A 25,277-nucleotide genomic window follows, 5' to 3' on the forward strand; every position below is an offset into this window, starting at 1 on the left:
TTATTTGCAAATATTTCTTTTTTGCAAACGATAAATGATACTGATAAAAAGGAAACATTATCAGAAACAAAACCTTGTTATTTTGACAATAACAACGAAATTGAAAAGTGACTGAAAGACAATCATGTGCCGACATTGGGTCTTGGGATTATTGAAAATGGTGGATATTGAGATGAAATAAACACTAAGCATTCTTTAGAAAGGGCTGGTAGTAAAGCGCGCGCTCGAGGCTTAGTCAAGCAACTAATAACACTCACTGAATTATTGAAAACTAATGTCGCCCTGAGCCTGACGAAGGGTTTTACGCGTAACGCCCCGCACAGTGGTTCGTCAAGCTCACCACGACAACGCACTTACTTCCGTCATGCCCTTCAAACAACTTATCTATTATTTTATGGCCACTTTCTTCATACCCTCTCTGCCATAAAATACGGGAAAGTACATCATCTCTGCCTTAGCCGGGTTAAGGTTATATATACCTGAATAGCGGGGCATTAATTCTATATCAAATGTATATTTACCCTGGCCAAGCTTTGTACAGAAAATAGCAGTTTTGTTTTTAAAATACTCTCGATGGGTTTCTACACCCCAGAAGCTTTGTCGCTTGTTTTCATAGCTACAACCTGCAGGTATCGGCACCTCTATCATCACATACTCCGCATCGGCGCGGGCTATTACTTCTACACGTAGTATCGTTGTTTTACCGCCTTTCAATTCTTTTACTTCAAAATCATTTTGCATGAAGTACGACTTTACTTCGAAATCTTTGGAAAACTTTTCGGGCTGCCTGTTTTGAAATTGCTGGTAGGTAGTCAAATATAGCGGCATATTGCCTTGCTTGCTGATCACCACTTTTTCCCCGGCGGGGTATTGTTGCTCAAAAGGGAATTGATGGATCAATGCTCCGTTTACCTGTGCCGATGCTGATTTGGGCTTTTCACCTTCTTTTAATAGATCGGGTAATATGGTCTCCAATATTAAAGAAGATTCATAAGTATTACGCCACTGGCCATTTCTCCGTTGCTCTAAAAAGTACTGTCTTATCCCGGCTAATTCTTTTTCATGACCACCTCCTGCCTTGAAGATCCTGTAGGCCATTAATGTGTTTTGTATACTGTTATTCCAGAAATGGTATCGCTCTTCACCCCAGTATAGCCCGCCAAACAAGGTGGCTTTTTTATACTTTATTAAAGAATCCATTGTTACGGGTATACCTGCCATTTGTTTGATCTGTGCTATCTGCATCCATTCGTATAAACTCTTCTGCCGTTTTTTATAGAGCGAATCTGCCTCTTTCAGTATTATCCAATCTTTAATGCTATGATTGCGATCCACCACCTGCAATAACCGGATCATATTGATATCTGCCCTGGCTCCGGCATCTGCTATTTTACCCAGCAGGTATCTATACAAAATATCTTTATTCAACTGTATTTTGTAGCCTTGCTCCTGGGCCATTAACAGCGATTCTACTACATGCAGACTGATCCAGGATTCTTCAGCGGTTCCCTGCCACCAACCCCACAGGTTTTGTATGCTCTTATTTGCATTCAGTCTTTTTATAACATCCAGGATATGCTTTTCATATTTGAACGGCTCCTTTAGGTAGTTCCGTAGTTTCTTTTCCAGCAGTAAAGATTTTAGCTTGGATGCCAGCTGCTCATTACAGAGGTATTCATAGTCGCGCAAATGACGCATTTCATCCAACAGTACAGGGAAGACGGATGCCTCCGCCCTCACAATACCCGGACCTTTGGTTTTATCAAATGTGTACTGTACCGTCGTATCCCTTTCCAGGTAGAAAAAGCGCCCTTCTGTTTCTTTTACCCCCGTTGCATAAACAGGCACTTTTCTCTGCTCTCCGTCGAAATATCCATTCGATTGTTGTAAAGTATATTCAAAATTGAGACTATCGGTTCCATTCACCTTCACCATCAACGTATCAATATGGGCATTAGTGACATTGATGCTATCATTACGTAATTCCGTGCCACTAAATCTAAATACCCGGTTTACGCGCTCCGGTATCGGTGTATAATTCATCAGTTTACCGATCACGTTCATGCTATCACCGTCTATGGCAAACAAGGGCGATGTAAAATTAGCGCTTAAGGTTTTAAAGGATTTAATGGTCGTTTCCAGGTAGCCGCTTTGCTGGTTGCCATTAATGGCAATAACTCTTGTTTTCCAGCTGGTAATATCATCAGGAAAAGTAACTGCAAAAGAAGCTTCTCCCTTTTCGTCAGTTACCAACCTGGGCTGCCAGAATCCTTCATCAGAGAAGCGGGTACGCATTCTTTGTGCTCCGGGTTCCGGCGCGCCTGCCTCGTTTACGATGGTGCTTCCTTTTTTTGTTTTGATGATCACTACCCCATTAGCCGCACGGGCGCCGTAAATAGCCGTAGCATCTGCCGATTTTATCACATTCATTGTTTCGATATCATTGGGTTTTAAACTATTAATATCACCATCAAAAGGGATTCCGTCTACAATCAATAAAGGCTTTTGGTTTCCATTGATACTGCCGGAGCCCCGTATCATAACACCGGCTACTTTTCCCTGCATCAAGTCTGCAACATCGGCTATGGGTGTGTCTGAAAGTTCGTTGCTGCTAACAGAAGCAACCGAGCCTGTCAGCATTTTCTTTTTTGTTGTACCATAACCTATCACAACCACTTCTTCCAGTTGGCTTTGGTCTACGGAAAGTTCTATGTCTCCCATATTACCATTAATGGTCTTAATAGTTATACGGGAATACCCTACCATCGAGATTTCAAGCCTTCCTTTTTGTGGAACATTTATTTTAAACAATCCTTTTTCATTGGTGAATGCTCCGGCTGCGAAGCCGTCAATAATAACACTGGCGTTCGCAATTGGCAATTTTGTCGATGCATCTATCACACGGCCTGTCATGGTGTTTCTAAACTGTGAAAAATCAAAATCCTTACTGTTAAATAAGCTGATGGTTTCTTTAGGCACTTGCACTGCATAGTTCCTGAGATGTTTTTCCGACTTGATATTTGCATCCAGTTGCATACTGAATTTATCAGCGCTATTAATGGTAAGAGACTTCCAGCTATAGTAATTAATCCCTCCGGGTCGTACTTCTATCGCTGTTGCTTTCATATAACGATTATCCTGTAAAAGAAACATTATATCATATTTTCCTGCAGGCAGGTTTTGAATTGCATTATTGTTACCATTTAATATCAAAAGCTGGTGCGGTTTTGCCGGGTTGCTGATCAGTATATTTTTTACATATGGGAATCGATTGGTGAATGCGGTGTCGATAGCGTATTGCAGGCGCCCGGCGATGGTATCAAAGTCGATCTTTCCTTGATATAATTGCGTGGTGCGGCTTCGCAGATTCAAAAACTCATTCCAGATGCTATCATAGTCTTTATTTCGCAACACCTGCTGTTGATAGTTTTCTGCTAAAGCATGTTTGCTGCTTAATGAAGTATCAAAAGCATACAGGTCTCTATATGATTTTTGCTTGATAAGTCCCGGCAAAAATGTGTATGTGTAACCAGCCTCTTTGAAAAAAGCCATGTTAACAACAGGTGATTCAAAATAAAGCAGGCTGCTTCTTAACGGCCCAACAAGCCTGTCATGTCCTCCCGATCCTAATAGGGGAGGTGGATTCAACCATAGCTTAACACTATCGTCGTGCACAAAGGACTTGGCGCCTTCGAAATTATCCATCACTTTAATCATATACCGGTTTAACCTGGCCGCCTCCAAATCATCTAAAACAGGCTTTCTTTTTACCACATGCACTTGCCGGTTAGCTATATCAGCCTCTACGCTAAATGTAGTCTTTACACCCTCTCTAAAGAACATTTCTTTTATCCATACTTCGTAATCAGGGGTTCGCAAACGAATACTATGCACACCCGGCTTAATAGCAAATGCATAATGCTGCAGCTGTTGCGCATTGTAGTAAAAAACCGGCACCTCGTCTACATAGATAATATTAACGGCTTCAAAATTTCCATCCCTCATTACGAAGGGAGCAAACTGTGTAATGCTGTCCCTGGCGGACTCCATTGTAATGTATAATTGATTGGGATGGGTAAACCTGTAATAAGCTATAGTGTCCAAAGCCAGCTGCCTTGCCCATTTTTGCCAGTTTAGCGCGATGCTGCTATTGGCATACAATTCATCGCTTTTAAACCCGAAAGGCTTTGTCTTTCTCTGGTAAAATAATTTTCCAAACCGCGGGATATGTGGTGCGGCGCTGTTGAATTTGGAAGTATGCGCGTAAGCCGTTACGTCTACATCGGGAAGGGGGCTTTCCTTTGCATCAAGCACCCTTACTTTCATGTTTACCTTTTGCCCGGGATATACCATGTCTGGCGCCAGTAACTTTATGTCCAGCTTATTGGCGTTATAAAATGCGCTTACTTCTTCGCTCTGTTCTTCATCATCCCAGAAATAGTTAATGCGAAAATGAGCCGCCTGTTCGCCTGATTGTTTTACAATAGTGTCCAGGCGGCTTGTATATCCCTTCAATAACACTTTATCACCAGAAAATGCCGTGTACCAGAAAGAAAGTTTATGCGGGTTAACAACGGCCAAATGCAGTTGATTTTCCTTTTGTACAGCAACGGGGTGTATATCGGGTGTAAAGTTGCCAAGCGCTATAGTGGTATCCATTCCATTATTCAGCAGCAGGTGATAATCATAAGCCCTGTAATCAACAGGTATAACCAATGGGAGCTGCACCTGCTGAGAGTCGATGATGGCGCCACTGGCTGCATTTTTATACAGCCACCCTGTTTGCTTTTGCGCTTCATCTAAATCCATAAAGCTAAAACTCAGGCTGTCTTTGACAAGTTTCGCAGTAATTTCTTTTGTCACTTTAATCTTCCGGGCATCAAAGTCGAGGTATTGATTATTGACCCTGGTATCGTTATTGCTGTTGAGCATTCGCAGGTTTAACGAAAAGGATAATGCCGCATCGGCGAAAATACTGTCAGGCAAAACCAGCTTGGTTTCTCCAACGGGATCGAGTATCATATTGTGTGTCCATAAGCTGTCTTTTACAAAAACAGTGTCTCCATAAAATGCTTTAACATACTGCAACCGGGCTACGATCGCCACACGGGCATCGGGTACTGCCAGTTCATTTTCATCTGTTGCTTTCATAAAGAGCGTTATGGGTTCGCCCGGATAGTGAGTGTTTTTATCGGTGCGCACATTAAAGCTCAGGGACTTCAGCTCATAATCTTCGTACCTGAACGATCCTGACGTCAACAACTCTTCCCGGTTACCGATCGAGTCGGTAAGGCGGATAAAATAATCAGCATCCAATCTTAAACCCAGGCTGTCCGATAAAATGAACTGGTGTTCGTAACCACCGGGCCGGTAGGAGTCAAGTAACGCAATGCGCCTGGGTCCCCGGGGACCATCCAATACAATATTTACTTTTGGGGTTGATATATTCTCTCCGTTGGCATCTAAAATATAGGCTTTAAATTTTACCGTGTCATACGGTTTATAAAGCGGCTTGCTGAATACCATGAAGCTGCGATAGCTATTAATGGACGGTTTTGATAGAGGGCTCTTCTTCGACAACCTCTTTTTTATCTGTTTAATAGAAAATATATGTGTTATCCGTTTTGTAATGGCAGGCCTGAAACGTTTATCATCATTATCATCCACGTCATAAGTAAAATAATTACTGATGCCGTTGTAAGCGACCTTTATGTAGCTCCCGCTTTCCGGGTAATGACCTTTATACAGCCCATTATGTGAATCGAATTTTATCTTTTTTCCCCTTGCATCAGTAACTGTCGCCTGGGTTATGGGGTTTCCTAAGTCGTCAGTTAATGTAAACTGGAAATTCCTGAGGTCGTTTACAAATTTCAGGCTCACATTATTTCTTATAATCAGCTGATACTCCAGCTTGTTTTTAATGGCCCGAACCTGCAGGTAATTACCGAAGGGGAGCTTCCTGCTTTGCTCAATATGGGTGTAGCTATCTGCCAGCTCATGAAAAAAGGCGTCAGTTACAGCTTGGGGATCCTTTATCAGCATCTCCGTTTCTTTATCGGTAATACGGTATACCTGGTTGACTGATCCGGAAGTAGCACTATTGCTCAATACTGTTTGCGAGCGGGCACAACAAACAACTAAAAGCAAAAAAATAAGGCAGCATGTTATTCTCATATCAACAATTGTATTAACAGGATGCCTCTTTTGAAGCTATTACACAACAATGTTTCTTTTTTTTGTGAATTGGCTGATTATTTACGTTTTTCAAAATCTCAAATCTTCAAATCAGGTTATCTTTGCACCTCCCGAAGGGGTCCTTCGGACATTTTTGAAATATTGATCAATGAGTGTACAACAATTATCAGAGCAGGAACAGATCAGAAGAGAAAAACTGCAAAAACTTAGAGAAGCCGGTGTAAACCCTTACCCGCCGGAGCTATTTCCCGTATCGCACTATTCGGCTGATATAAAGAATAGCTTTACCGAAGAAACCAAGGAACAGTTTGCGCAGGTGCATGTAGCTGGCCGTATCATGAGTATCAATGATAAGGGTAAGGTTTTCTTTATAAAAATACAGGACAACCAGGGCATCTTTCAATTATATGTAAAACGTGATGAGTTATACCCCGGGGAAGATAAAAGCCTTTGGGATGTGTTGGTAAAACATGGACTGGACCTGGGAGATTTCATTGGCGCCACCGGTTATGTGTTTATTACTAAAACAGGCGAAACCTCACTGCATACCCAGTCCCTGACCCTTTTAGCTAAATCATTAAAGCCTTTACCGGTTGTAAAGCGTGATGAGGAAGGGAATGTATTTGACGAAGTAACCGACCCGGAATTTAAATACCGACAGCGCTATGCGGACCTGGTGATCAACCCGTCGGTAAGAGATACTTTTGTAAAGCGTACCAAACTGATGAACTCCATCCGTGAGTTTTTAAACCAGCAGGGAGCATTAGAGGTAGATACACCCGTATTGCAAGCGATCCCTGGCGGTGCAGCAGCAAGGCCATTTGTAACCCATCATAATGCTTTAGATGTTCCTTTTTACCTGCGTATTGCTAATGAGCTCTACCTGAAAAGGCTGGTTGTCGGTGGATTTGACTGGGTATATGAGTTCAGCCGCAATTTCCGTAATGAAGGAATGGACCGTACGCATAACCCGGAATTTACCGTGCTTGAGTTCTACGTGGCTTATAAAGATTATTTCTGGATGATGGAAACAACGGAGCAGTTGCTGGAAAAAGCAGCACTGGACGTAAACGGCACTACTGATGCCACAATAGGGGATGAAACGATCTCATTCAAAGCGCCTTTTGCAAGGGTATCCATCTATGATGCCATAAAAGAGCATACCGGTTTTGATGTAAGCGAAATGGATGAGGATGGGTTGAAAGAAGTTTGTGGTAAACTGGGCATTCATGTAGATAAAACGATGGGTAAGGGCAAACTTATTGATGAGATCTTTGGAGAGAAATGTGAGCATCATTATGTACAGCCGACCTTTATTATCGATTATCCTATCGAGATGAGCCCGCTTACTAAAAAGCATCGCAGCAAAGAAGGGTTGGTAGAGCGTTTTGAGCTGATGGTGAACGGTAAAGAAGTTGCCAACGCTTACAGTGAGCTAAATGATCCTATTGAGCAGCGCGAACGTTTTGAGGAACAGGCTAAGCTGATGGAGCGTGGTGATGAAGAAGCCATGTATATCGATTATGACTTTTTACGTGCTCTGGAATATGGTATGCCTCCTACATCAGGTATCGGTTTTGGTATCGATCGCCTGGTGATGATGTTGACCAATTCTCCATCCATACAGGATGTGTTATTCTTCCCGCAAATGCGACCTGAGAAATTCGATTAATAAAACAAATCCATTTTGTATACGGCACTCCACAATGGAGTGCCTTTTTATTTCTTATTTTTCCCGTAAACTATGGATAAAAACTGCTTTTTATAAGCGTCTCCTATTGGAAGCTCCCTTTGGGCAATAACAATACTCGTTGGCTCCACTTTCTCTACCCGTTTCATATTAACAATAAAAGAACGATGCGTTCTTATAAATTCCCCTTCAGGCAATTGCTTCAAAAAAGCTCCAAGACTGTTTAAAACCATAAAGGTTCTGTCCGCTGTATAAATTTTTATATAATCTCTCAAGCCTTCTACATATTGAATGTTTTCTATCAATAATTTATAACTGATGCCGCTTTCTCTAATGAATATATAGCGCTGGTTAAAACGGGGGTACGATTTTATGGCCTTAAACTTTTGAATTGCCTGTAAAAACCTTTTGTAGGATATCGGCTTTAATAGAAAGTCAACCACGTTATACTCATATCCTTCCAACGCGTAGTCAGAATAGGCTGTTGTAAGTATAAATGAATTATTGTAATTGAATCTTTTAATAATATCCATTCCATTTTCCTCGGGCATTTGAATATCTAAAAAAATAAGATCCGATTTATTTTCTTTTATAGCCATTTCAATATCTGCAAAAGAAGTTGACGCCTTTAATAAAATCAAATCCTCCGTTTGCTTTACATAACTTTCTAATAACTGCACCGCCCGGGGTTCATCGTCCAGTATAGTACATTTTATTTTTATCATGCAAACAATTTTACGTTTAACAATATCTTATGGCTGCCATTCCCCTGCTCTACAACTAATTTATGTCTGCCGGGATAATAAATAGCCAGGCGTTTACGAACATTCTCCAGGCCAAACCCGCCTAAGCTGTCCTTTTTCCCGGTGCTTATTTTATTTTCGACTGAAAACAATATTTCCTCACTGGTGGTATTAAGATTAATAGTCACGGGGTTCTTTATATCGTCTACCACACCATGTTTAAACGCGTTTTCGATAAAGGGGGACAATATAAAAGGCGACATCCGTTGATCGTTATTCAAAATGTGAACATTAAAAACAACAGCCAATTCCTTTCCATACCGCAGTTTCTCCAATAACATAAAATCCTTTATATATTCTACTTCTACACGCAAGGGAATACATTCTTTTTCCGACTCATATGTGGTAAACCGCATCATACCGGCCAGGGACTCTATCGCCTGTAAAGATTCCTGTTGCTTCTGATGATATACCAAGGAATAAATGTTATTCAAAGAGTTAAATATAAAATGGGGATTTACCCGTGCCTTCAAAAATTTTAATTCTGCCTCTGACCGTTGAATTTTTATCGCGGCATTTTCCTTCAACAATCGCATATTGTTGGTAATGGACCAGATTGTTGTGCTAAAGACGATTGAAGGTGCACTAAAATATAGATTGTCCTTCAAATAAAACAATAACGATGGTGTTCCATAATAATTCTTAAATCCCCAGATTGCCAGAACTATCTTTTCCTCGAATAAAAAGCGTATCAGAACAAATAACAAATAGCTTAGCATAATAGAAAGGACATATCCGGTCAATGAGCTCTTGTTAGTAAATCTGGGCAGTAGCACCAAGTAGTTGATATAAAAAACTACTGCGGATACAGAAAGGTATGAAATATCCCAAAAGGAGAGGCTCCCCCATTGAATCCGTATCGCTCCGCCATAAGAAACGATCAAAATTTTAGTAACCACAAATAAAGACCAGAATACTAAATGTAGGATCCCCTCCAATCTGTTTGGCCGCATGTTTTTGAGGTGAAGTACGTATGATTTTTCTATTTACACAACCGGTTTGCAGAAAAAAAAAGCCGGTTTGCAGATTCTTTTTTTTACAGAAGCCCCGGTTACCCAATTTTGGAAAAAAACTATGCTCAAACTTACTTTTTCCTGCGTGCTCTGCCTCTTTATTTATCTTAATGCTTCATCCCAAATTCAGAAGTTTGATGATAAGTTTGACGATGCTATTGCCGTATTAAATTTTGGCACCTTTCATTTCGGTTACACTCCCGATGCTACAAAAGTTGAATTTGACGAACATAATAAGAAAAACCAAAGCGATGCCCGCGCCATTGCCAAATTGATTGCCGCTTTCAACCCTACCGTAATTATCGTGGAACGGGTGCCCGAACTAAATGAACAACTGATGACAGACTATATGGCGTACATAGCAAACCCCGAAATGGAGTTTAAAAATCCGAATGAAATACAATTGCTTGCTTATGAAGTGGGGCGGTTAAGCAAAGCCAGGAGAATTTATGGCATCGATTTCCACGAGGGATATAATTATAATGTTTATAATAGCATAAAGCCTCTTGTAGATTCTTTGACCTATTTAAAGTATTCTCGCCTTATTGCAAACCATATAAGAAAATCAAGAGAGGACACTTTGTCCCTGAAAGAACGACTAAAACTCACCAATCATCCACAGGTTTTAGATTACCTGATAAACGTAAATGCGGACATGCTTACATATGTTTCTACAAAAGGAAATGCAGAAGGAGCCAATGAGGCTGCAAAATTTTATCACCGCAATCTTGTGATGTATTCCAACCTAAACCAAATACCGCTAACAAAAAACGACCGGGTTTTCATTTTAATGGGCGCTGCACATACGGCGTTCTTCAGAGATTTGATGAAAAGAAGCCCAAAGTATCGGCTGGTAGATGTGTTTCATTATCTCAAATAGTTTTACCACTTCGCCCTGAATGTTTTTTAGTATAAAAAGATGCGAAAAAAAATAAGCGAAAAACTAATGTCCTTTATACGGCACTCCACAATGGAGTGCCTTTTATTTTAAGAAGTTAGTACAACTATTGATTTTTTAGATTGTTTTAAATTGATACATTCGTCATATAAATGTTTTATATATGAGGCGCATCTTTATTATTGTAGCCCTGCTATCGCTTGTCGTTACTTTTCTATTGGGCTATTATTTCAGCATTAACTGGTATGTGCTGTTTGCTGCTGTATTAGTAGTTTCCTTCATGGGATTCTATGATATGGTACAGACCAAACATAGCATCCGTCGTATTTACCCGGTGTTTGGCCGCTTACGCTATGTAATGGAAGAGCTGCGTCCCAAGATCTACCAGTACTTTGTGGAGTCGGATATTGACGGGCGCCCTTTAAACCGTATAGACCGCTCTACAATATACCAACGCGCCAAGCAGGATAATGATACCATGCCCTTCGGTACGCAACTGGATGTGTATGCGCCCGGCTATGAATGGATCTGTCACTCCATTGCACCCAAAGGTTTTAATACGCTGGAGCATAATCCTCGTGTGTTGTTTGGCAATAAAGATTGTAAGCAACCCTACGATGGGAGTATCCTCAATATATCTGCAATGAGCTACGGTTCCTTAAGTTCGAATGCAGTAGAAGCCATGAACGGCGGTGCTAAAATTGGCGGATTTGCTCATAATACAGGAGAAGGCGGATTAAGCGATTTTCATTTGAAACAAGGAGGCGACCTGATATGGCAAATTGGTACCGGTTATTTCGGTTGCCGCGATGAACAGGGCAATTTCTCCCCCGGGCTCTTTGCAAAAAAGGCGCAGATACCGAATGTCAAAATGATCGAAATAAAAATTTCACAGGGGGCAAAACCTGGTCATGGAGGTATTTTACCTGCTGCAAAGAATACACCGGAAGTCGCCAAGATCCGGCATATTACACCGGGTATAACAGTAGAGTCGCCTCCTTATCATACAGCTTTCAGTTCGCCACGGGAGCTGGTTCAATTCATTAAACATCTGAGAGATCTGTCCGGAGGTAAGCCAATTGGGTTTAAATTATGTATCGGACATAAAAGTGAATTTATTGCCATTTGCAAGGCCATGATCAGCCAGGATACTTATCCCGACTTTATTACCGTTGATGGTGGAGAAGGTGGTACCGGGGCGGCACCACAGGAGTTCTCTAACTATGTGGGGGCTCCATTGTTAGACGGTCTGGCTTTTGTTGAAGATGTGCTCTGTGGTTTAAATATCCGTCATCATATCAAGATCATTGCTTCGGGAAAGATTATGACCGGCTTCCATATTGCAAGAGCGGCCGCATTGGGCGCAGACGCCTGCAACTGTGCCCGGGCTATGATGCTGGCAGTGGGTTGTATACAGGCCTTGATCTGCAATACCAATCGCTGCCCAACCGGCGTAGCTACACAGGATCCAAAACTTACCAAAGGATTAGTGGTGGAAGACAAACGCGAAAGGGTAGCCAACTTTCATAAAAATACGGTGAAGACTTTTGTGGAGTTGATGGGTGCTGCGGGGCTTAGCGGTATGCAGGACATTACCCGCTCTCATGTGTACAGGCGCGTTTCATTAACAGCGATGTTTACTTTTGAAGAAATATTCCCCTCCGTAAAACGTGGCGCTTTCTTAGATGGCAAAGTGCCACAAAAATATAATGCTGATTTTTCATTTGCCAGCGAGGACCGGTGGGGTATACATACAGTGGGCAGCTGGAGCGATGACAATACCAAAGAAAAAGTAGAAATAGCACAAACAGCATCCGATGGTATCATTTAACCAATCATCTTGCTATCATATCCAAATAAACCAATACCATGTTTAAAAAGCTTTCAATTGCAGCCATATGCTCTTTGTTCTCTTTAGTAACTATCAGCCAGGTTAAGGATATCCGTATGCCGCTGAAAAATACTTATGAAATTTTAAGTACCGATACTAAAGAGGATATTATCAGTAAGGCTGTGCATGTGGTACCCACCGCGAATCAATACGCCGCTCTGCGAAACGAATACATAGCCTTTATACATTTTGGTCCCAACACTTTTACCCGTATGGAGTGGGGTAGTGGCAAAGAAGATCCTAAAGTTTTCGACCTGAAAACCCTGGATACGGACCAATGGTGCCGGGTAATGAAAGAGGCCGGGATGAAGATGGTTATTATTACTGCCAAACATCATGACGGTTTCGTTTTATGGCAAAGCCGGTATACGAAACATGGTATCATGTCAACTGGCTTTCAAAACGGTAAGGGCGATATTGTAAAAGAGTTGTCGACCTCATGTAAAAAATACGGTTTGAGGCTGGGTATTTATTTATCGCCCGCAGACCTGTTCCAGATAGAAAATGCTGAAGGTTTATACGGCAACCTGAGTACATACACCGAAAGGATTATCCCCCGCAATATACCGGGGCGGCCTTTTGCCAATAAAACCACTTTTACATTTAAGGTAGATGATTATAATGAATACTTCCTTAACCAACTTTTTGAACTGCTGACAGAATACGGACCTATTAGTGAAGTGTGGTTTGATGGCGCCCACCCTAAAACAAAAGGTGGACAGACCTATAACTACCTGGCCTGGAAAAAGCTCATACAAACATTAGCTCCTAATGCCGTTATTTTTGGCAAGCAGGACATTCGCTGGTGTGGCAATGAGGCGGGTGGCACCAGGGCTACCGAGTGGAATACGATTGCTTATCCATTTAACCCCGACACAGCCAATTACTTTCCTGATTTGACGAAAGCTTCGCTGGGTCAACGGGATGATTTGTACAAGGCTAAATATATTCACTACCAGCAGGCAGAAACCAATACCTCTATAAGAGAGGGCTGGTTTTATCGCGATAATACGGAACAGAAAGTAAGAAGCGCTGATGATGTATTCGATATATATGAACGTTCTGTTGGAGGAAATTCTACCTTTCTTTTGAATATCCCACCCAACAGGGAAGGCCGTTTCTCTGATAGAGATGTAAAAGCGCTGCTGGATGCGGGCCGTCGTATTAAGGATACTTACGGAATTAACCTGTTTAAAAATGCGATGGGCGACGCAAAAATTTTAGATAACAACCCGGCGACGTTTTCTCTACTAAAAGATAATGCGGCAGAATTAATTATTACGATGCCGTCAGCTATTACTATCAATCGCATTTTATTACAGGAGTCGGTTACTACACATGGCGAAAGAGTAGAAGCACATGCAGTGGATGCCTGGACGGGCAATGAATGGAAAAAGATTGCAGTAGCTACCAATATCGGTTACAAGCGCATCCTTCGTTTTCCCGAAGTAACTGCATCTAAATTCAGGATACGCTTTACACAATTGAGAGCTGCTCCTGCTATCAACAGGGTAGCTGCTTTCTATTATAAAACAAGACCACCCCAGTTACAAATTTCTTCGGATGTCAATGGCCGTATAACCATCGCCCCTCAACAACACAATTTCAACTGGAATCATAACGGCGAAAATGCAGCAGCCAATATTAATTCGGGTATTGAGATCCGCTACACAACCGATGGCAGCGTTCCCACTAAGAATTCACGACTTTATACTCAGCCTTTTGAAATGAGCAAAGGCGAAGTGAAAGCTGTGGCATTCAGTAAAACCGAAACAGGTAGCGTAGCAGTCGAAGCAATAAGCATTGCTAAAAAAGACTGGAAGGTTATTGACTTAAGCAGCGAATCGGTACGCCATAAAGCAGCCGTTGCATTGGATGCTAACAGCAAAACCTACTGGCTTTCTGAAGCGACAGGTCCAGCACAATACATTACAATCGACCTGGGTAAAACCTACGTATTAAAAGGGTTTGCTTACACCCCGCAAAGCGTCAATGATAAAGGCATGATGGAAAAAGGAGCTGTGCATGCAAGCGCTGATGGTAAAACCTGGACGACCATCAGCAATTTTGAATTCGGAAATCTAATTAACGACCCTACCAAACGCAGGCATAATTTTTCTACACCGGTCTCCGCTAAGTATATAAAGATCGAATCAAAAGAAATTGCCGGTAAAGGCAATGTACTGGCAATAGCGGAGCTGGATCTTTTTGAGTAATAATTTTTTTTAAAAATGGAAAGGGTCCGCTCCAAAAAGAACGAACCCTTATATTTACTCTAAACCCTCATGAAAAAAAACTACTTAGTCAACAAAACGGGTGCAGCCAAGGTTCCCACATCGGTAACCTGGCCATAAACAACGTTTACGTTATTAATAGTAGAATCTCTATAGCCTGATGCGGTACTGGCGTCGAAAGACAATGAATAACCGCCCGCAGGAAGACCTACAAACTGGTAAAAACCATCCAAAGCAGGTATAGCACTTCCCAGGGTGTCGGCACCATTTAAAGCATAAACCAGCGCTTCCGATGCTGCAGGTTTTACGTAACCACGTATTTGTCCGTTGGCTTGATCTACAAATGCCTTAATAACGGGCCTTAATATATATTTACCGCTTCCTGTGCCATGTACTTTTACCGAACGGGCTGCATCAAAATCAACCCAGATCTTATAAACACCATTGGGCAAAAGCTCCTGGTGAAGGTTTACTTTTACTACTCCCGATGGGACCGTGAGCTTTTCAGTTTGCCCGTGTACCACGATCGTATTATTATCTCCCAAAACCAACCGGATCTGTTCAATTTTACCTGCAGGCAAAGAAATCGGATCGCCCACAGCAATAGTTTTCCCGTTCCGGTAATCTAAAATATTAATGGGCTGTGCAAACACAGATCCCACAGGATATGGAACCCAGCCTTCGTCGGTAGTACTGTTGTTAATGCTTACTTCCTTTATGTCGAGATAAAGGGCTTCATAATTAAGGCCAGGCGCATCGGTCAACACCATTTGTACCTTAGCCTGGCCTTCAGTATTACTGTTGTTATCATTTTTTGAGCAGGCCGCCGTCAGCAATACTGTAAAGATAGATACGGAATAAAAAATTCGTTTCATGGATATTTTGTTTAATGGTGATACAAACATATCCCGGCAACATGAAAAATTCATGAAGACTTTTACAAATGCTTTTCCTGGAAAGTGACAGTGAAGCAACTGCCTTTATTCTTTTGTGATTGTACATCGAGGAGTAAGCCCTCATGCCTGGCAATAGCGTCAACAATAGACAATCCCAGCCCGTATCCTTCGGCCCGGGTAGCTCCCTTTTTGAACCGGTAAAAAACCTCCTTAAGCAGCTGTTCATCAATGCCTGTTCCTGAATCTTCTATTAAAACCGCATAGGCCGAGCCACTTAGCTGCCGGTCTGTTATATTTATTGAGCCCCCTGTTTTGTTAAATTTAATGGCGTTATTGATTATATTGTAAAATAGCTGGAACAACAGGTCCCTGTTTATATTTTTCAGGGTAATACGGGAAAGCCGTATATCTAAGACAATATCTTTTTGTGCTATACGGTGCTGCAGCTCTTCTACCACCTGCTCAACCATTTCGTTGATAACCAGCACATCCTGGTTGTCAAACTGGTTGTTATCCACCCTTGATATTAGTAAAAGCGCATTTACTATTTTTTTCAGCCGCCGGATAATATGAGTAATAGATTCCAGTTTTTTATACTGATCGTCGCTTAAACTTTCATCTTCCGCCAGGTTCTCTATCTTGCTTTGCAAAATGCTGATCGGCGTCATTAATTCATGAGAGGCGTTGGAGGTAAATTCTCTTTCTTTTTCAAATGCATAATTGATTTGCTGCATCAACTGTGAAATGCTTTCGTCCAGATACAGGAAGTCGTAGGTTGAACTTTTTAGCTTATCTGCCTGCCGGTTAAACGGAAAGCTGGCCTTCAACAGCCTTGACCGGATGATATATCCCAGCGGCTTTAGCAGGTACCGGTTGTAAACGATCTGTATTAATAATATAACCAGCGCCAGGGGTAGTAAAATATAAAGGGCGGTTTGCTGCAAAGCCCTTGCATCAGCACTTATGGATGCCGTTTTTTTACCAATTTCTAAAAGATACGCCTGATCTCCCGATCTGAAACTGTGCATGAGTATACGATAGTTGATCGTATCCCTGTCTACCAGTCGCTGCTCTGTTATTAACGTGTCGGTTAAGGCAGTTGCATCCACATGCTCCAGCGATATATACTCATCTTTTAGCATAGAATAACTACCATAAGTAGAATCTCCCTCAAGATAATAATCAATACCGGTAACGTTGATCTGTTGCAGCACTTTTTGCTTTTGCTGTAAAAGTGCCTGGTTGGTATTAGAGAACGCAACCTCTTGCATTATTTGCGGTAGTAACACTACAAATACTATTAATACGGTCAGCGTGCTGATCGTTGTAAATAAGGCAAGCTTGGTATGCAGTCGCATTATTCCATTTTTATTTTGTAACCGATGCCCCTTATAGTTTCCAGCCAGTCTACCGGAGCATAAGCGCCTAATTTCTTCCTGATATTTTTGATATGCACATCTATATAGTTAGAGTCGTTGCCTTCGTCGGAAAAATCACCCCACAAATGTTCGCTTAACTGCAGGCGGCTTAAAGGCCGGTTTTTATGCAACACCAGGTAACTGAACAGATCAAACTCTTTTTTTGAAAGATCCACTTCCTGGTCTTCATACCTGATCAACCGGTTGCGGATATCCAGTTCAAATGCGCCTACAGCAGTAAGGGTATCGTTAAGATTATATTTCCTCCTGGTTATTGCCATTATACGAGATTGAAGTTCGAGTAACGAAAAGGGTTTGGACAAATAATCGTCGGCCCCCATATCCAGCCCCTTAATCCGGTCTTCTACCCGCCCTCTGGCCGTAAGTATAATAATGGCTGTTTCCGGATGATCTTTCCTGATCTCTTTTAATAAATAGAAGCCGTCTTTGTCAGGTAAACCAATATCTAATAATATAAACTCATAATGGCCCAAATCGGTTTTATTAAGCGCTTCAGCAGCCGATGAAGCCCAATCACATTGAAATTGCCTGCCCCCCAGAGATACAGCTATCTCCTCTGCCAGCAGCGCTTCATCTTCTACAATTAAAACTTTCATAGCACATTATTAAAATTGGTAATAAACTCCAAGTGTAAAAAAAGAATTGGTCTTACCTGTTCTCTCCGCTGCATTGTTTCCTAATAGTGATAACTGATAAGCCGCCTCCACCAGGTAAGAAGCCCTGTTGTAAGATAATGGTAGTTTGAAGTTGTATGACAATATACCAAACTGATCATAACTGCGGCTTTCTTCCCGGGGAGGCGGATTGCCTTTACCCTTACCGTTGTTTTTTCGTTCTACAAGATAAGTTTCATAAAACTGCTGCGTTCCTGCAACAATAGTCACCTGGGGGGTCGTAGCGAAAATATGCCGGTCGCGATCCGTATTCAGCACAAACTCTTTTGCGTTAGCGAGACTTACAAAAAAATCCTGTTGCCGGCCGAAAGAATAGTCGGCACTGATACCGGTATTGAATAGGTGCCCGTAGTTAAATGCTATACTGGCCATGTGAGGACTTGATGCCTGTAAAAAAGGCGATTGCTTTGGGAAAACCGTATAGACATAACTGAGATCGCCGGTAAGTTGGGGAGCAATTGTAAACTGGTAACCTGCAGTCAATCCCGTAGCAGACACCACCGCGCTATCTGAAAAAAGATGAAAACCCGTAACGGATGCATAAATACCCGATTTAAGACGGAGGGTTCCATTGAGTGCGATATAAGGAAGCTTCCGCTCAGTGGTCTGACCAAAATAGTCGATACCGCTGCTAAAAAGCGAGGCCAGGGTAAATGTCGCAGGGGAAGAGGCTGTCTCCGATGAATCAACAGGTGCGATATCCTTGTTTTGCTGTGCAGCTACAGGCATGGCAGCCGAAGAAAACAGGAAGAAGAAAAAAACATTGAATGCTTGCTTTATCGGCCTCATAATATAGTCTACTTTCCAAATCCCTTTCCGTTTATCTTTGGCCTTATTACTTTCACCGGCTTCACTTTAACCGGTTTTACTCCAATTACCTTTGGCCTGGCCTGATTTTTTGCCTTGGGTACCGCTTTAACGGTTTTCGCCGGAGCCGTTCCTTTTTCTCTTGGAGTTTTTTGATCTGCCTGTTTTTTCGCCGGAAGGGTATCTGTTACCATTACAGGTAGGATAATACCAGAAGCATTGCAAATTCCGGACCATCCGGCAGCCAATAATAAAAGCATCAAGAATTTTATCATACCAGCTTAAAGTTGGGAAATAGGTGAGGCCAAAAAGAGATCCTGCAGTTATGCACTTTCTTACAACAAAAATAAAACGCTAAGATGAAATTTCGATGAAAACGGTAGCGGGTTACCAGGCTATACCCCAATTTTTAAACAAGCGCCCCACTATTGAGGAGGAAGAAGAGAACTAAAGCACTTTGTGCAGGAATCATATAAAGATATCGGGCGCCTCGTGTTAAAGCGCCCGATCATCGTAAACCTATTTGATATCTGTTGTCTGTTAGATCTTATAATACTGTTCCCAGCCTTTCCTTGGCGGCGGACCCACCAAAAGCTCGTTGGCTTTTTTATTGTTGGTGATGATCTTTTTTTCGCGGTCGAATTTGATCTTATCGCCCGTCCACTGCGCAATAACACCCAGGCAAAACACCTGGCTGAGCGGGCCCGCTACAGCAAATGGGGAACGTGTTTTTTCCTGTCCTTTACATGAAAGCAAAAAGTTTTTAAAATGGTTGGACGGGCTTTTGGGAACCTGCGGTAGTTGAGCTGCCATAGCTTTTGCTTTTTCTTCAGGAATAATAGAAAGCGTGCTGCCATGAGAGCCTCCTTTAAATATAAGATCTTTGGAGTAAATGATCTTACCGGGGTTTAGCTTGGGTCCTTTAATATCGCCAGTACTGGGCGGGGGGATATTGGGGTCCAGCCCCTGCACACCATACCCTTTAGGAATAGGAGGTAAGTTATCTACCCCATCATACCACAGTACTTCTACCTTTGGCTTTTTGCCTCTTTTGGGGAATTTATAGGAAAGAGTAGTAGAGGTAGGATAGAAGAAATCATTATGACCAGTCAATTTCAGCGGCTTTACCTCCGTGGGCAAACCCAGGTCTAAAAACTCGTGCGCGGTATCCAGTATGTGCGCGCCCCAATCTCCTAAGGCTCCCATACCGAAATCGTACCAGCAACGCCACTGCCCGTTTACAAAATCCTTATTGTAATCATGTCCAAAAGTCTGCATCTGCCATATGTCCCAGTCGAGGGTAGACGGTGTTGACTCCGCGGCAGGAAATGCTTTTATATTTGTATCCCAGCCATGCCAGCGGCGGGCTGAATTCATATGCGCTACGATCTTATTGACATCTTTGATGATGCCGGCTTCAGTCCAGGCCTTAAACTGGAAGTAGTTGCCTTCGGAGTGACCCTGGTTACCCATTTGTGTAACCACCTTATTATATTTTTCTGCGGCCTTTATCATCAGCTCCACTTCGTTGAAAGTGCGGGCCATTGGTTTTTCTACATACACATGTTTACCAAGGGCCATTGCCATCATGGTAATAGGGAAATGTGAAAAATCGGGGGTGCCGATGCAAACGGCTTCTATTTCATTACCCATTTTATCAAACATCTGCCTGAAATCCTGGAAGCGTTTGGCCTGCGGAAACTGCCCCATTATTTTTTGTGTCTGGGGCGCCCCCATATCCACATCACATAAGGCAACAATATTAGCCAGCCCGGTCTTTGCAAACTCTTCAATAATTTGCTGGCCCCGGTTACCAATACCAATGCAGGCAAGGTTTACTTTTTCGGAGGGCGCTGTTGCAGCTGATTGTAAAAAACTATTTTTGGCAAAAAGCAAATCTGGCAGCAATGCTGTAGCAGCAGTAGCTATCGTTGTATTTTTCAAGAACTTTCTTCTTGATGTGTTTTTTGAACTCATGATGATTCGAAGATATTAGTTAAATGTTCATTACGTCTTATTTTGCTATTCAATCTTTTTCATTGCCGTGCCGATTGATATCTGCCGGTGCCTGAAAAGCCCCGAAATCTGTAAAAGTGTAACCGGTTCTTTGAATAGGGGCTTGATAAATCAGGACAGGCAAAGAATCCATCGCATCTCCAAATATATTCTAAAATGTGCATCAGGCCATACGACCTAATTAGAAGAAAACAATATTTCTTCTTTTTGTAATTGATGATATCGCAACAAAGCCTCGATATAATAATAGTCAGCATATACTAACGGCACGTCTATTTCAGAGTTATGCGGAATGCTGCCCACACAATGTTTAATAATAAAGCTACCGTTAGTACCTGCCTGGGCTGTATAGTTATCGCTACTCAGGGACTTCAGCATTTTTACAGCCGCTTCTCTATATTTTTTCGATTGTCCCTCGTTTACATACGTACTCAGTTCCAACAAGGCAGAAGCCGTTATAGCAGCAGCAGAAGCATCGCGATATAATGTATTTGTTTTATTGGCATTGGACTTTATACCTGGCGTATAGCCGGTTTCATTGGCATTAAAATCCCAGTAAGGAACACAGTCCTCCGGCAATCTTTTATTATTGATAAAATAATCAGACAAACCGATAGCCATGTTTAAAAAGCGTGGATCTTTAGTTTCCCTGTATGTCATGGTGTAACCATAAATAGCCCATGCCTGTCCGCGACTCCAGGTAGAATTATTGGCGTACCCCTGAGCAGTTTCCCGGGCAAGTACCTTTCCATTTGCAGAGTCATAACAAACCACATGATAGGAACTATAATCTGGCCGGAAATGGTTTTTCATGGTGGTTAATGCGTGCGTAGTTGCGATATGCCTGAAGCTGGTATCTCCTGACATTTTTGATGCAAAGAATAACAGCTCCAGGTTCATCATATTATCGATGATCACGGGAAAATGGTAGGTAGTATTGTCCTGCCATGACTTAAAGCTATTCCACGATTTAATAACACCGGCTGTTGGATTGAAGCGCGTACTTAAAGCCCTTGCTGCATTGATAAGTATTTTTTTGTAAGACTCGTTACCCGTAAGCCGGTATGCATTTCCATAGCTGCAATACATCATAAATCCCAGGTCATGATGCTCCGTAAAGGTTTGCAGCGGCTCCAGCTTCTCCGTCCACTTGATAGCTTCTGCCTTCAGGTCTGCCTTCTTCGAATACTCATATGCATACCACAGGCTGCCCGGAAAAAATCCCGGAGTCCAGTCATACATGGATGTGGTTACCAGCTTCTCATTTTTTATCGTGCGTGGATAGGCCCCTGTAACCGATGAAAATTTTTCGTTTGCTGCCGGCAACATATGTTGAAGCATTTCTTCTGAGTGGGTTAAACCGCTCTTTGCCAAACTATCTTCCTGCCAACCTGCCGTCTTTTTCGCCGAACCGCATGAAAATAAAACCGGGATCATCATAGGCCCTAAAAGCGTTTTTGTCCAATGCATCTTTTCAATAGTGTTATATGTTTATAGCAATGCTGTTACTCTATAGCTTAGTTCGCAATCAATCGTTGTTGCAGTATTGTCAAAGTTACCAATTTGCATGTTGTATCCGCATATTTTTAATCCCCCTGTTATACTGAAGATCGTCTGTTAAATATTCTTACCGCACCGGGATCCTTCATCCTATCCAATAATAGCTATACGTCCTTGTTTATGGTTCAGAATACCTTTGCTATAGTATAATTATATTTTCCTTTTAGTTGTGGCTTTTCCGCAATCAGTCTAATACGATATATTTCGCTTCCCCAAACATCAGAAAGCCTTTTGTCATTTAGCGATAGCGTGTCCACTTCAACATTAAAAAGACGCTTTGTATACCGGAACTCGACTTTGCGGCTATTCTTTTCTAACAGTACCACACCCGCCTTATTGATAACCGGCTTTGCGGATACCAGGAAATGAATAGAAGTGGGCTCCTTTAGCGATGTAAGATCAAATGCCTCTTCTATTACTAAGCCTTTATCTGATAAATCATAACTGCGTTGCCAGTTTTTCACTGAAGCTTCGTTGTTATAGGCCTTGCTTATATCCAGGCTGAACTTTTTTGAAGCAACATTAAAACTAACATCGCTCGACTTATATGCTGCTCCAAATTGTTGTGCGGCACCGTTGATCAGGGGCAGGTTATGGTAATTACTTTGCATGGTCCATATGGTGTAACGTTCGCGGCCAAAAGTTTGCCTCGTATAAGTGCCTACTCCCGCATCGATGAAAAAAGGAATGGTGTCTACATATAAAGCGAACGTTCCTACATCGTTGTGGTTATGGCTCTCATTATTAAAACCTCCCTTTGCAGCAAAGAAGTAAGTTCTATTCTTTATATAACAGAATTCTGTTTGCGGATACCAGGTATAAGGCGCTGATGGCAGTGCTGGAGTTACAGTACCCATCTCTTTATTATAAGTGGCGCTTTGTAAGGTCCTGAATATATCACGATTACCCCTGATCTTCAGGTGACCGTTTTGTTGCCGGATAAGATATGCTGCGAAAGATTTCATTTCTTCGCTTTTCACGGCTTTTCCAAAACGGTAAATTAAGGCTGGGTCACCTCCACCTATCGCTGATGCATCCGAAAAATTCACCACCCAGCCATTGCCCACGTAGCTCCGCGAAATATACTCGCCCATATTTTTAATGATAGGCTCATCGAAAATGGAGATTTTACCTCCGGTAATATCAGATAGAATTTGCAGATAGTCATACAGTTTGCCCGCCGCATGCCCCCAGTAAGAGGGTCCTTCTTCACAAGCACCGTCTCCTTTATTATAGTTGATAAAAAGATCAACCGACTGCATCGTTTTATACACCGCCTTAGCCAGCTTATCCGGATCTTCCTCTATTAAAGCAAAAGACTGCAAAACATTGCTGTTACACCATACGTTCCAGTTATTCACCACCCGCGTTGGCCGAATTTCGAAGCCCATCCACCAAAAATGGTTCACATTCATGTAAGGCTCGAATATCCTTCTTTTTATTTCGTACTTCATGCGTTGAGCAATCAACGGGTCAGCCTTGTCAAATTCTTTATTAAGAAAAAAATAGATCCAGGAAAACAGTGCCCCCACATCTCCTCCAAGCAGATCAATCACCTGTTGGTTGTGATCGGGAAAACGTTTATTTTTTAATTGCAGAGACAAGTGAGCCGATAAGGACCAGGAAGTCATTTCGCATGCAGCAAATACCCCATTGATCAACTGATCTATAAACCGTCCTTTTCCTTCTGCCATTTCAGCCAGGAATAAAGATGAAATGGCATTTAAATTTTGATTGTAAGGCTCCTCCATGATCACACGGGAACCGCTACGCGAAAACTCCAGGTAATCAGTTGCCTTTATAACCTGCCATTCATATTTCAGGTAGCTTTCGCCACTTGTTACAATTCCGTCTTTGCTGGTTCCTAAAAATTGATCCCAACCAGACCGGTCAGCATAGAGTGGATAGTTAATCCATTTTTCCCTGGGTACCAGCGCTTCCTTCACAGCCTGTTCATTGGCTCTCTTTTGTAACAGGTTGCGGGGTGTAGATCCCTGCACACTATCATTAAAAAATATAAAACCACTTAGAACAAAAAATAGTTTAAGGCTAAAGGCAATTGTATTCACCGCGTAAATTTTACGGGTAAGTTATTAAAAATAATAAGACAGATTTGGACAAACGTTTGCTCATTATACCTCAGCCTTATAGTTCACTAACGAAAATCAAATAGCGCCGGCCTGAATAAATCTCCGGCATTTTAACTAAATACGATAAATTTATAGTCCCTAAAACTCATCCTATGTCTATAAAAAAAGAAGATGTTCAACAAGCCGTTTTTGACCTTTATGACGACTATGCCCACAACCGAATTAACCGCCGCGACTTTGTACAGAAGCTTTCCATTTATGCTGTAGGAGGGTTAACGGTTTCCTCACTCATGAGCTTTTTAATGCCCGATTATAAAGGGCAGGTACAGATTGCCCCGGAAGATCCGCGTGTGAAGGCTGAGTATATTGAATATAAGTCGCCTAAAGGAGGAGGCACCATAAAAGGTTTGCTGTGCATGCCTGCCGATAACAAAAGAAAACTAGGTGGGGTGGTGGTGGTCCATGAAAACAGGGGTCTTAATCCACATATTGAAGATGTAGCCAGGCGCGCCGCACTGGCTGGTTTCATTGCATTAGCACCCGATGCGCTTACTCCCCTGGGTGGCTACCCCGGTACAGATGATGCAGGACGTGAGCTGCAAGCCAAACGCGACAGAAATGAAATGCTGGAAGATTTTATAGCTGCCTATGACTACCTGAAAAACTACAAGTATTGTAACGGAAAAGTAGGTGTGGTAGGCTTTTGCTTTGGTGGTTGGATCGCCAATATGATGGCGGTAAAAATTAATACACTAAATGCGGCCGTTCCTTTCTACGGAGGACAACCACCGGCAGAAGATGTTTCAAAGATTAAAGCCCCCTTATTAATTCAGTATGCCGAATTGGATACCCGCGTTAACGAGGGCTGGCCGGCGTATGAAGCTGCATTAAAAGAAAATAATAAAACGTATACCATGTATATGTACCCCAGGGTAAATCATGGCTTTCATAACGATACTACGCCGCGGTACGACAAAGCTGCTGCAGAGCTGGCCTGGAAAAGAACTGTTGATTTTTTTAAGGAAAAATTGAAATAGTCCATGGTCAGTTCGCCATGGACTATCAACCTAT

General features: G+C 42.1%; 16 protein-coding genes. 5 read left to right on the forward strand and 11 right to left on the reverse strand.

Features of this window, described 5'->3' with window-relative positions:
* Nucleotides 1-387: 387 nt before the first annotated feature.
* The gene (locus U0035_RS13300; protein WP_211316384.1) at nt 388-6,147 is read right to left on the reverse strand and encodes a carboxypeptidase-like regulatory domain-containing protein; all 5,760 of its coding nucleotides are present in this window, start codon (nt 6,145-6,147) and stop codon (nt 388-390) included.
* Nucleotides 6,148-6,343: 196 nt separating this feature from the next.
* Between U0035_RS13300 and lysS the strand changes: the two genes are divergently transcribed.
* Nucleotides 6,344-7,867 (forward strand): lysine--tRNA ligase, encoded by a 1,524-nt coding sequence (gene lysS, locus U0035_RS13305; protein ID WP_114790264.1) that lies wholly within the window; start codon nt 6,344-6,346, stop codon nt 7,865-7,867.
* Between the two features lie 47 nt (nt 7,868-7,914).
* On the opposite strand, the gene U0035_RS13310 is transcribed toward lysS, so the two are convergent.
* Both U0035_RS13310 and U0035_RS13315 read right to left on the reverse strand, forming a co-directional pair.
* A complete protein-coding gene (locus tag U0035_RS13310) occupies nt 7,915-8,610 on the reverse strand; it encodes a LytR/AlgR family response regulator transcription factor (protein WP_114790265.1) in 696 nt (231 codons plus the stop codon).
* Entirely contained in the window at nt 8,607-9,641 is a 1,035-nt protein-coding gene (locus tag U0035_RS13315) for a sensor histidine kinase (protein ID WP_114790266.1), read from the reverse strand. The genes U0035_RS13310 and U0035_RS13315 overlap by 4 nt, the downstream gene beginning before the upstream one ends.
* Nucleotides 9,642-9,762: 121 nt before the next feature.
* Between U0035_RS13315 and U0035_RS13320 the strand changes: the two genes are divergently transcribed.
* From U0035_RS13320 to U0035_RS13330, 3 genes are all read left to right on the forward strand, one after another.
* Complete coding sequence (locus U0035_RS13320; RefSeq protein ID WP_114790500.1) at nt 9,763-10,581, forward strand: DUF5694 domain-containing protein; 819 nt, start codon at nt 9,763-9,765, stop codon at nt 10,579-10,581.
* Between the two features lie 181 nt (nt 10,582-10,762).
* Nucleotides 10,763-12,430, forward strand: coding sequence for an FMN-binding glutamate synthase family protein (locus tag U0035_RS13325; protein WP_114790267.1), 1,668 nt, complete (start codon nt 10,763-10,765; stop codon nt 12,428-12,430).
* 38 nt (nt 12,431-12,468) lie between these two features.
* Nucleotides 12,469-14,706, forward strand: coding sequence for an alpha-L-fucosidase (locus tag U0035_RS13330; protein ID WP_114790268.1), 2,238 nt, complete (start codon nt 12,469-12,471; stop codon nt 14,704-14,706).
* A gap of 80 nt (nt 14,707-14,786) precedes the next feature.
* Here the strand turns inward: U0035_RS13330 and U0035_RS13335 are convergent, their stop codons facing one another.
* From U0035_RS13335 to U0035_RS13370, 8 genes are all read right to left on the reverse strand, one after another.
* Entirely contained in the window at nt 14,787-15,599 is an 813-nt protein-coding gene (locus tag U0035_RS13335) for a DUF4382 domain-containing protein (RefSeq protein ID WP_162817806.1), read from the reverse strand.
* 62 nt (nt 15,600-15,661) lie between these two features.
* A complete protein-coding gene (locus U0035_RS13340; RefSeq protein WP_114790270.1) occupies nt 15,662-16,978 on the reverse strand; it encodes a sensor histidine kinase in 1,317 nt (438 codons plus the stop codon).
* Complete coding sequence (locus U0035_RS13345) at nt 16,978-17,655, reverse strand: response regulator transcription factor (protein WP_114790271.1); 678 nt, start codon at nt 17,653-17,655, stop codon at nt 16,978-16,980. The genes U0035_RS13340 and U0035_RS13345 overlap by 1 nt, the downstream gene beginning before the upstream one ends.
* Before the next feature lie 9 nt (nt 17,656-17,664).
* On the reverse strand, nt 17,665-18,522 hold the full coding sequence (locus U0035_RS13350; protein WP_114790272.1) for a hypothetical protein: 858 nt from the start codon (nt 18,520-18,522) through the stop codon (nt 17,665-17,667).
* A gap of 8 nt (nt 18,523-18,530) precedes the next feature.
* On the reverse strand, nt 18,531-18,815 hold the full coding sequence (locus U0035_RS13355) for a hypothetical protein (protein WP_162817807.1): 285 nt from the start codon (nt 18,813-18,815) through the stop codon (nt 18,531-18,533).
* A 265-nt stretch (nt 18,816-19,080) separates the two neighbouring features.
* A complete protein-coding gene (locus U0035_RS13360; RefSeq protein WP_114790274.1) occupies nt 19,081-20,517 on the reverse strand; it encodes a Gfo/Idh/MocA family oxidoreductase in 1,437 nt (478 codons plus the stop codon).
* A gap of 216 nt (nt 20,518-20,733) precedes the next feature.
* Nucleotides 20,734-22,026, reverse strand: a complete 1,293-nt coding sequence (locus U0035_RS13365; RefSeq protein ID WP_245957676.1) for a glycoside hydrolase family 88 protein — start codon at nt 22,024-22,026, stop codon at nt 20,734-20,736.
* Nucleotides 22,027-22,241: 215 nt separating this feature from the next.
* On the reverse strand, nt 22,242-24,185 hold the full coding sequence (locus U0035_RS13370; protein WP_211316385.1) for a heparinase II/III domain-containing protein: 1,944 nt from the start codon (nt 24,183-24,185) through the stop codon (nt 22,242-22,244).
* 173 nt (nt 24,186-24,358) lie between these two features.
* On the opposite strand from U0035_RS13370, the gene U0035_RS13375 reads away from it, so the two are divergent.
* On the forward strand, nt 24,359-25,243 hold the full coding sequence (locus U0035_RS13375; RefSeq protein ID WP_114790275.1) for a dienelactone hydrolase family protein: 885 nt from the start codon (nt 24,359-24,361) through the stop codon (nt 25,241-25,243).
* Nucleotides 25,244-25,277 lie beyond the last annotated feature (34 nt).

Source organism: Niabella yanshanensis, assembly GCF_034424215.1.
GTDB classification, from domain to species: domain Bacteria; phylum Bacteroidota; class Bacteroidia; order Chitinophagales; family Chitinophagaceae; genus Niabella; species Niabella yanshanensis.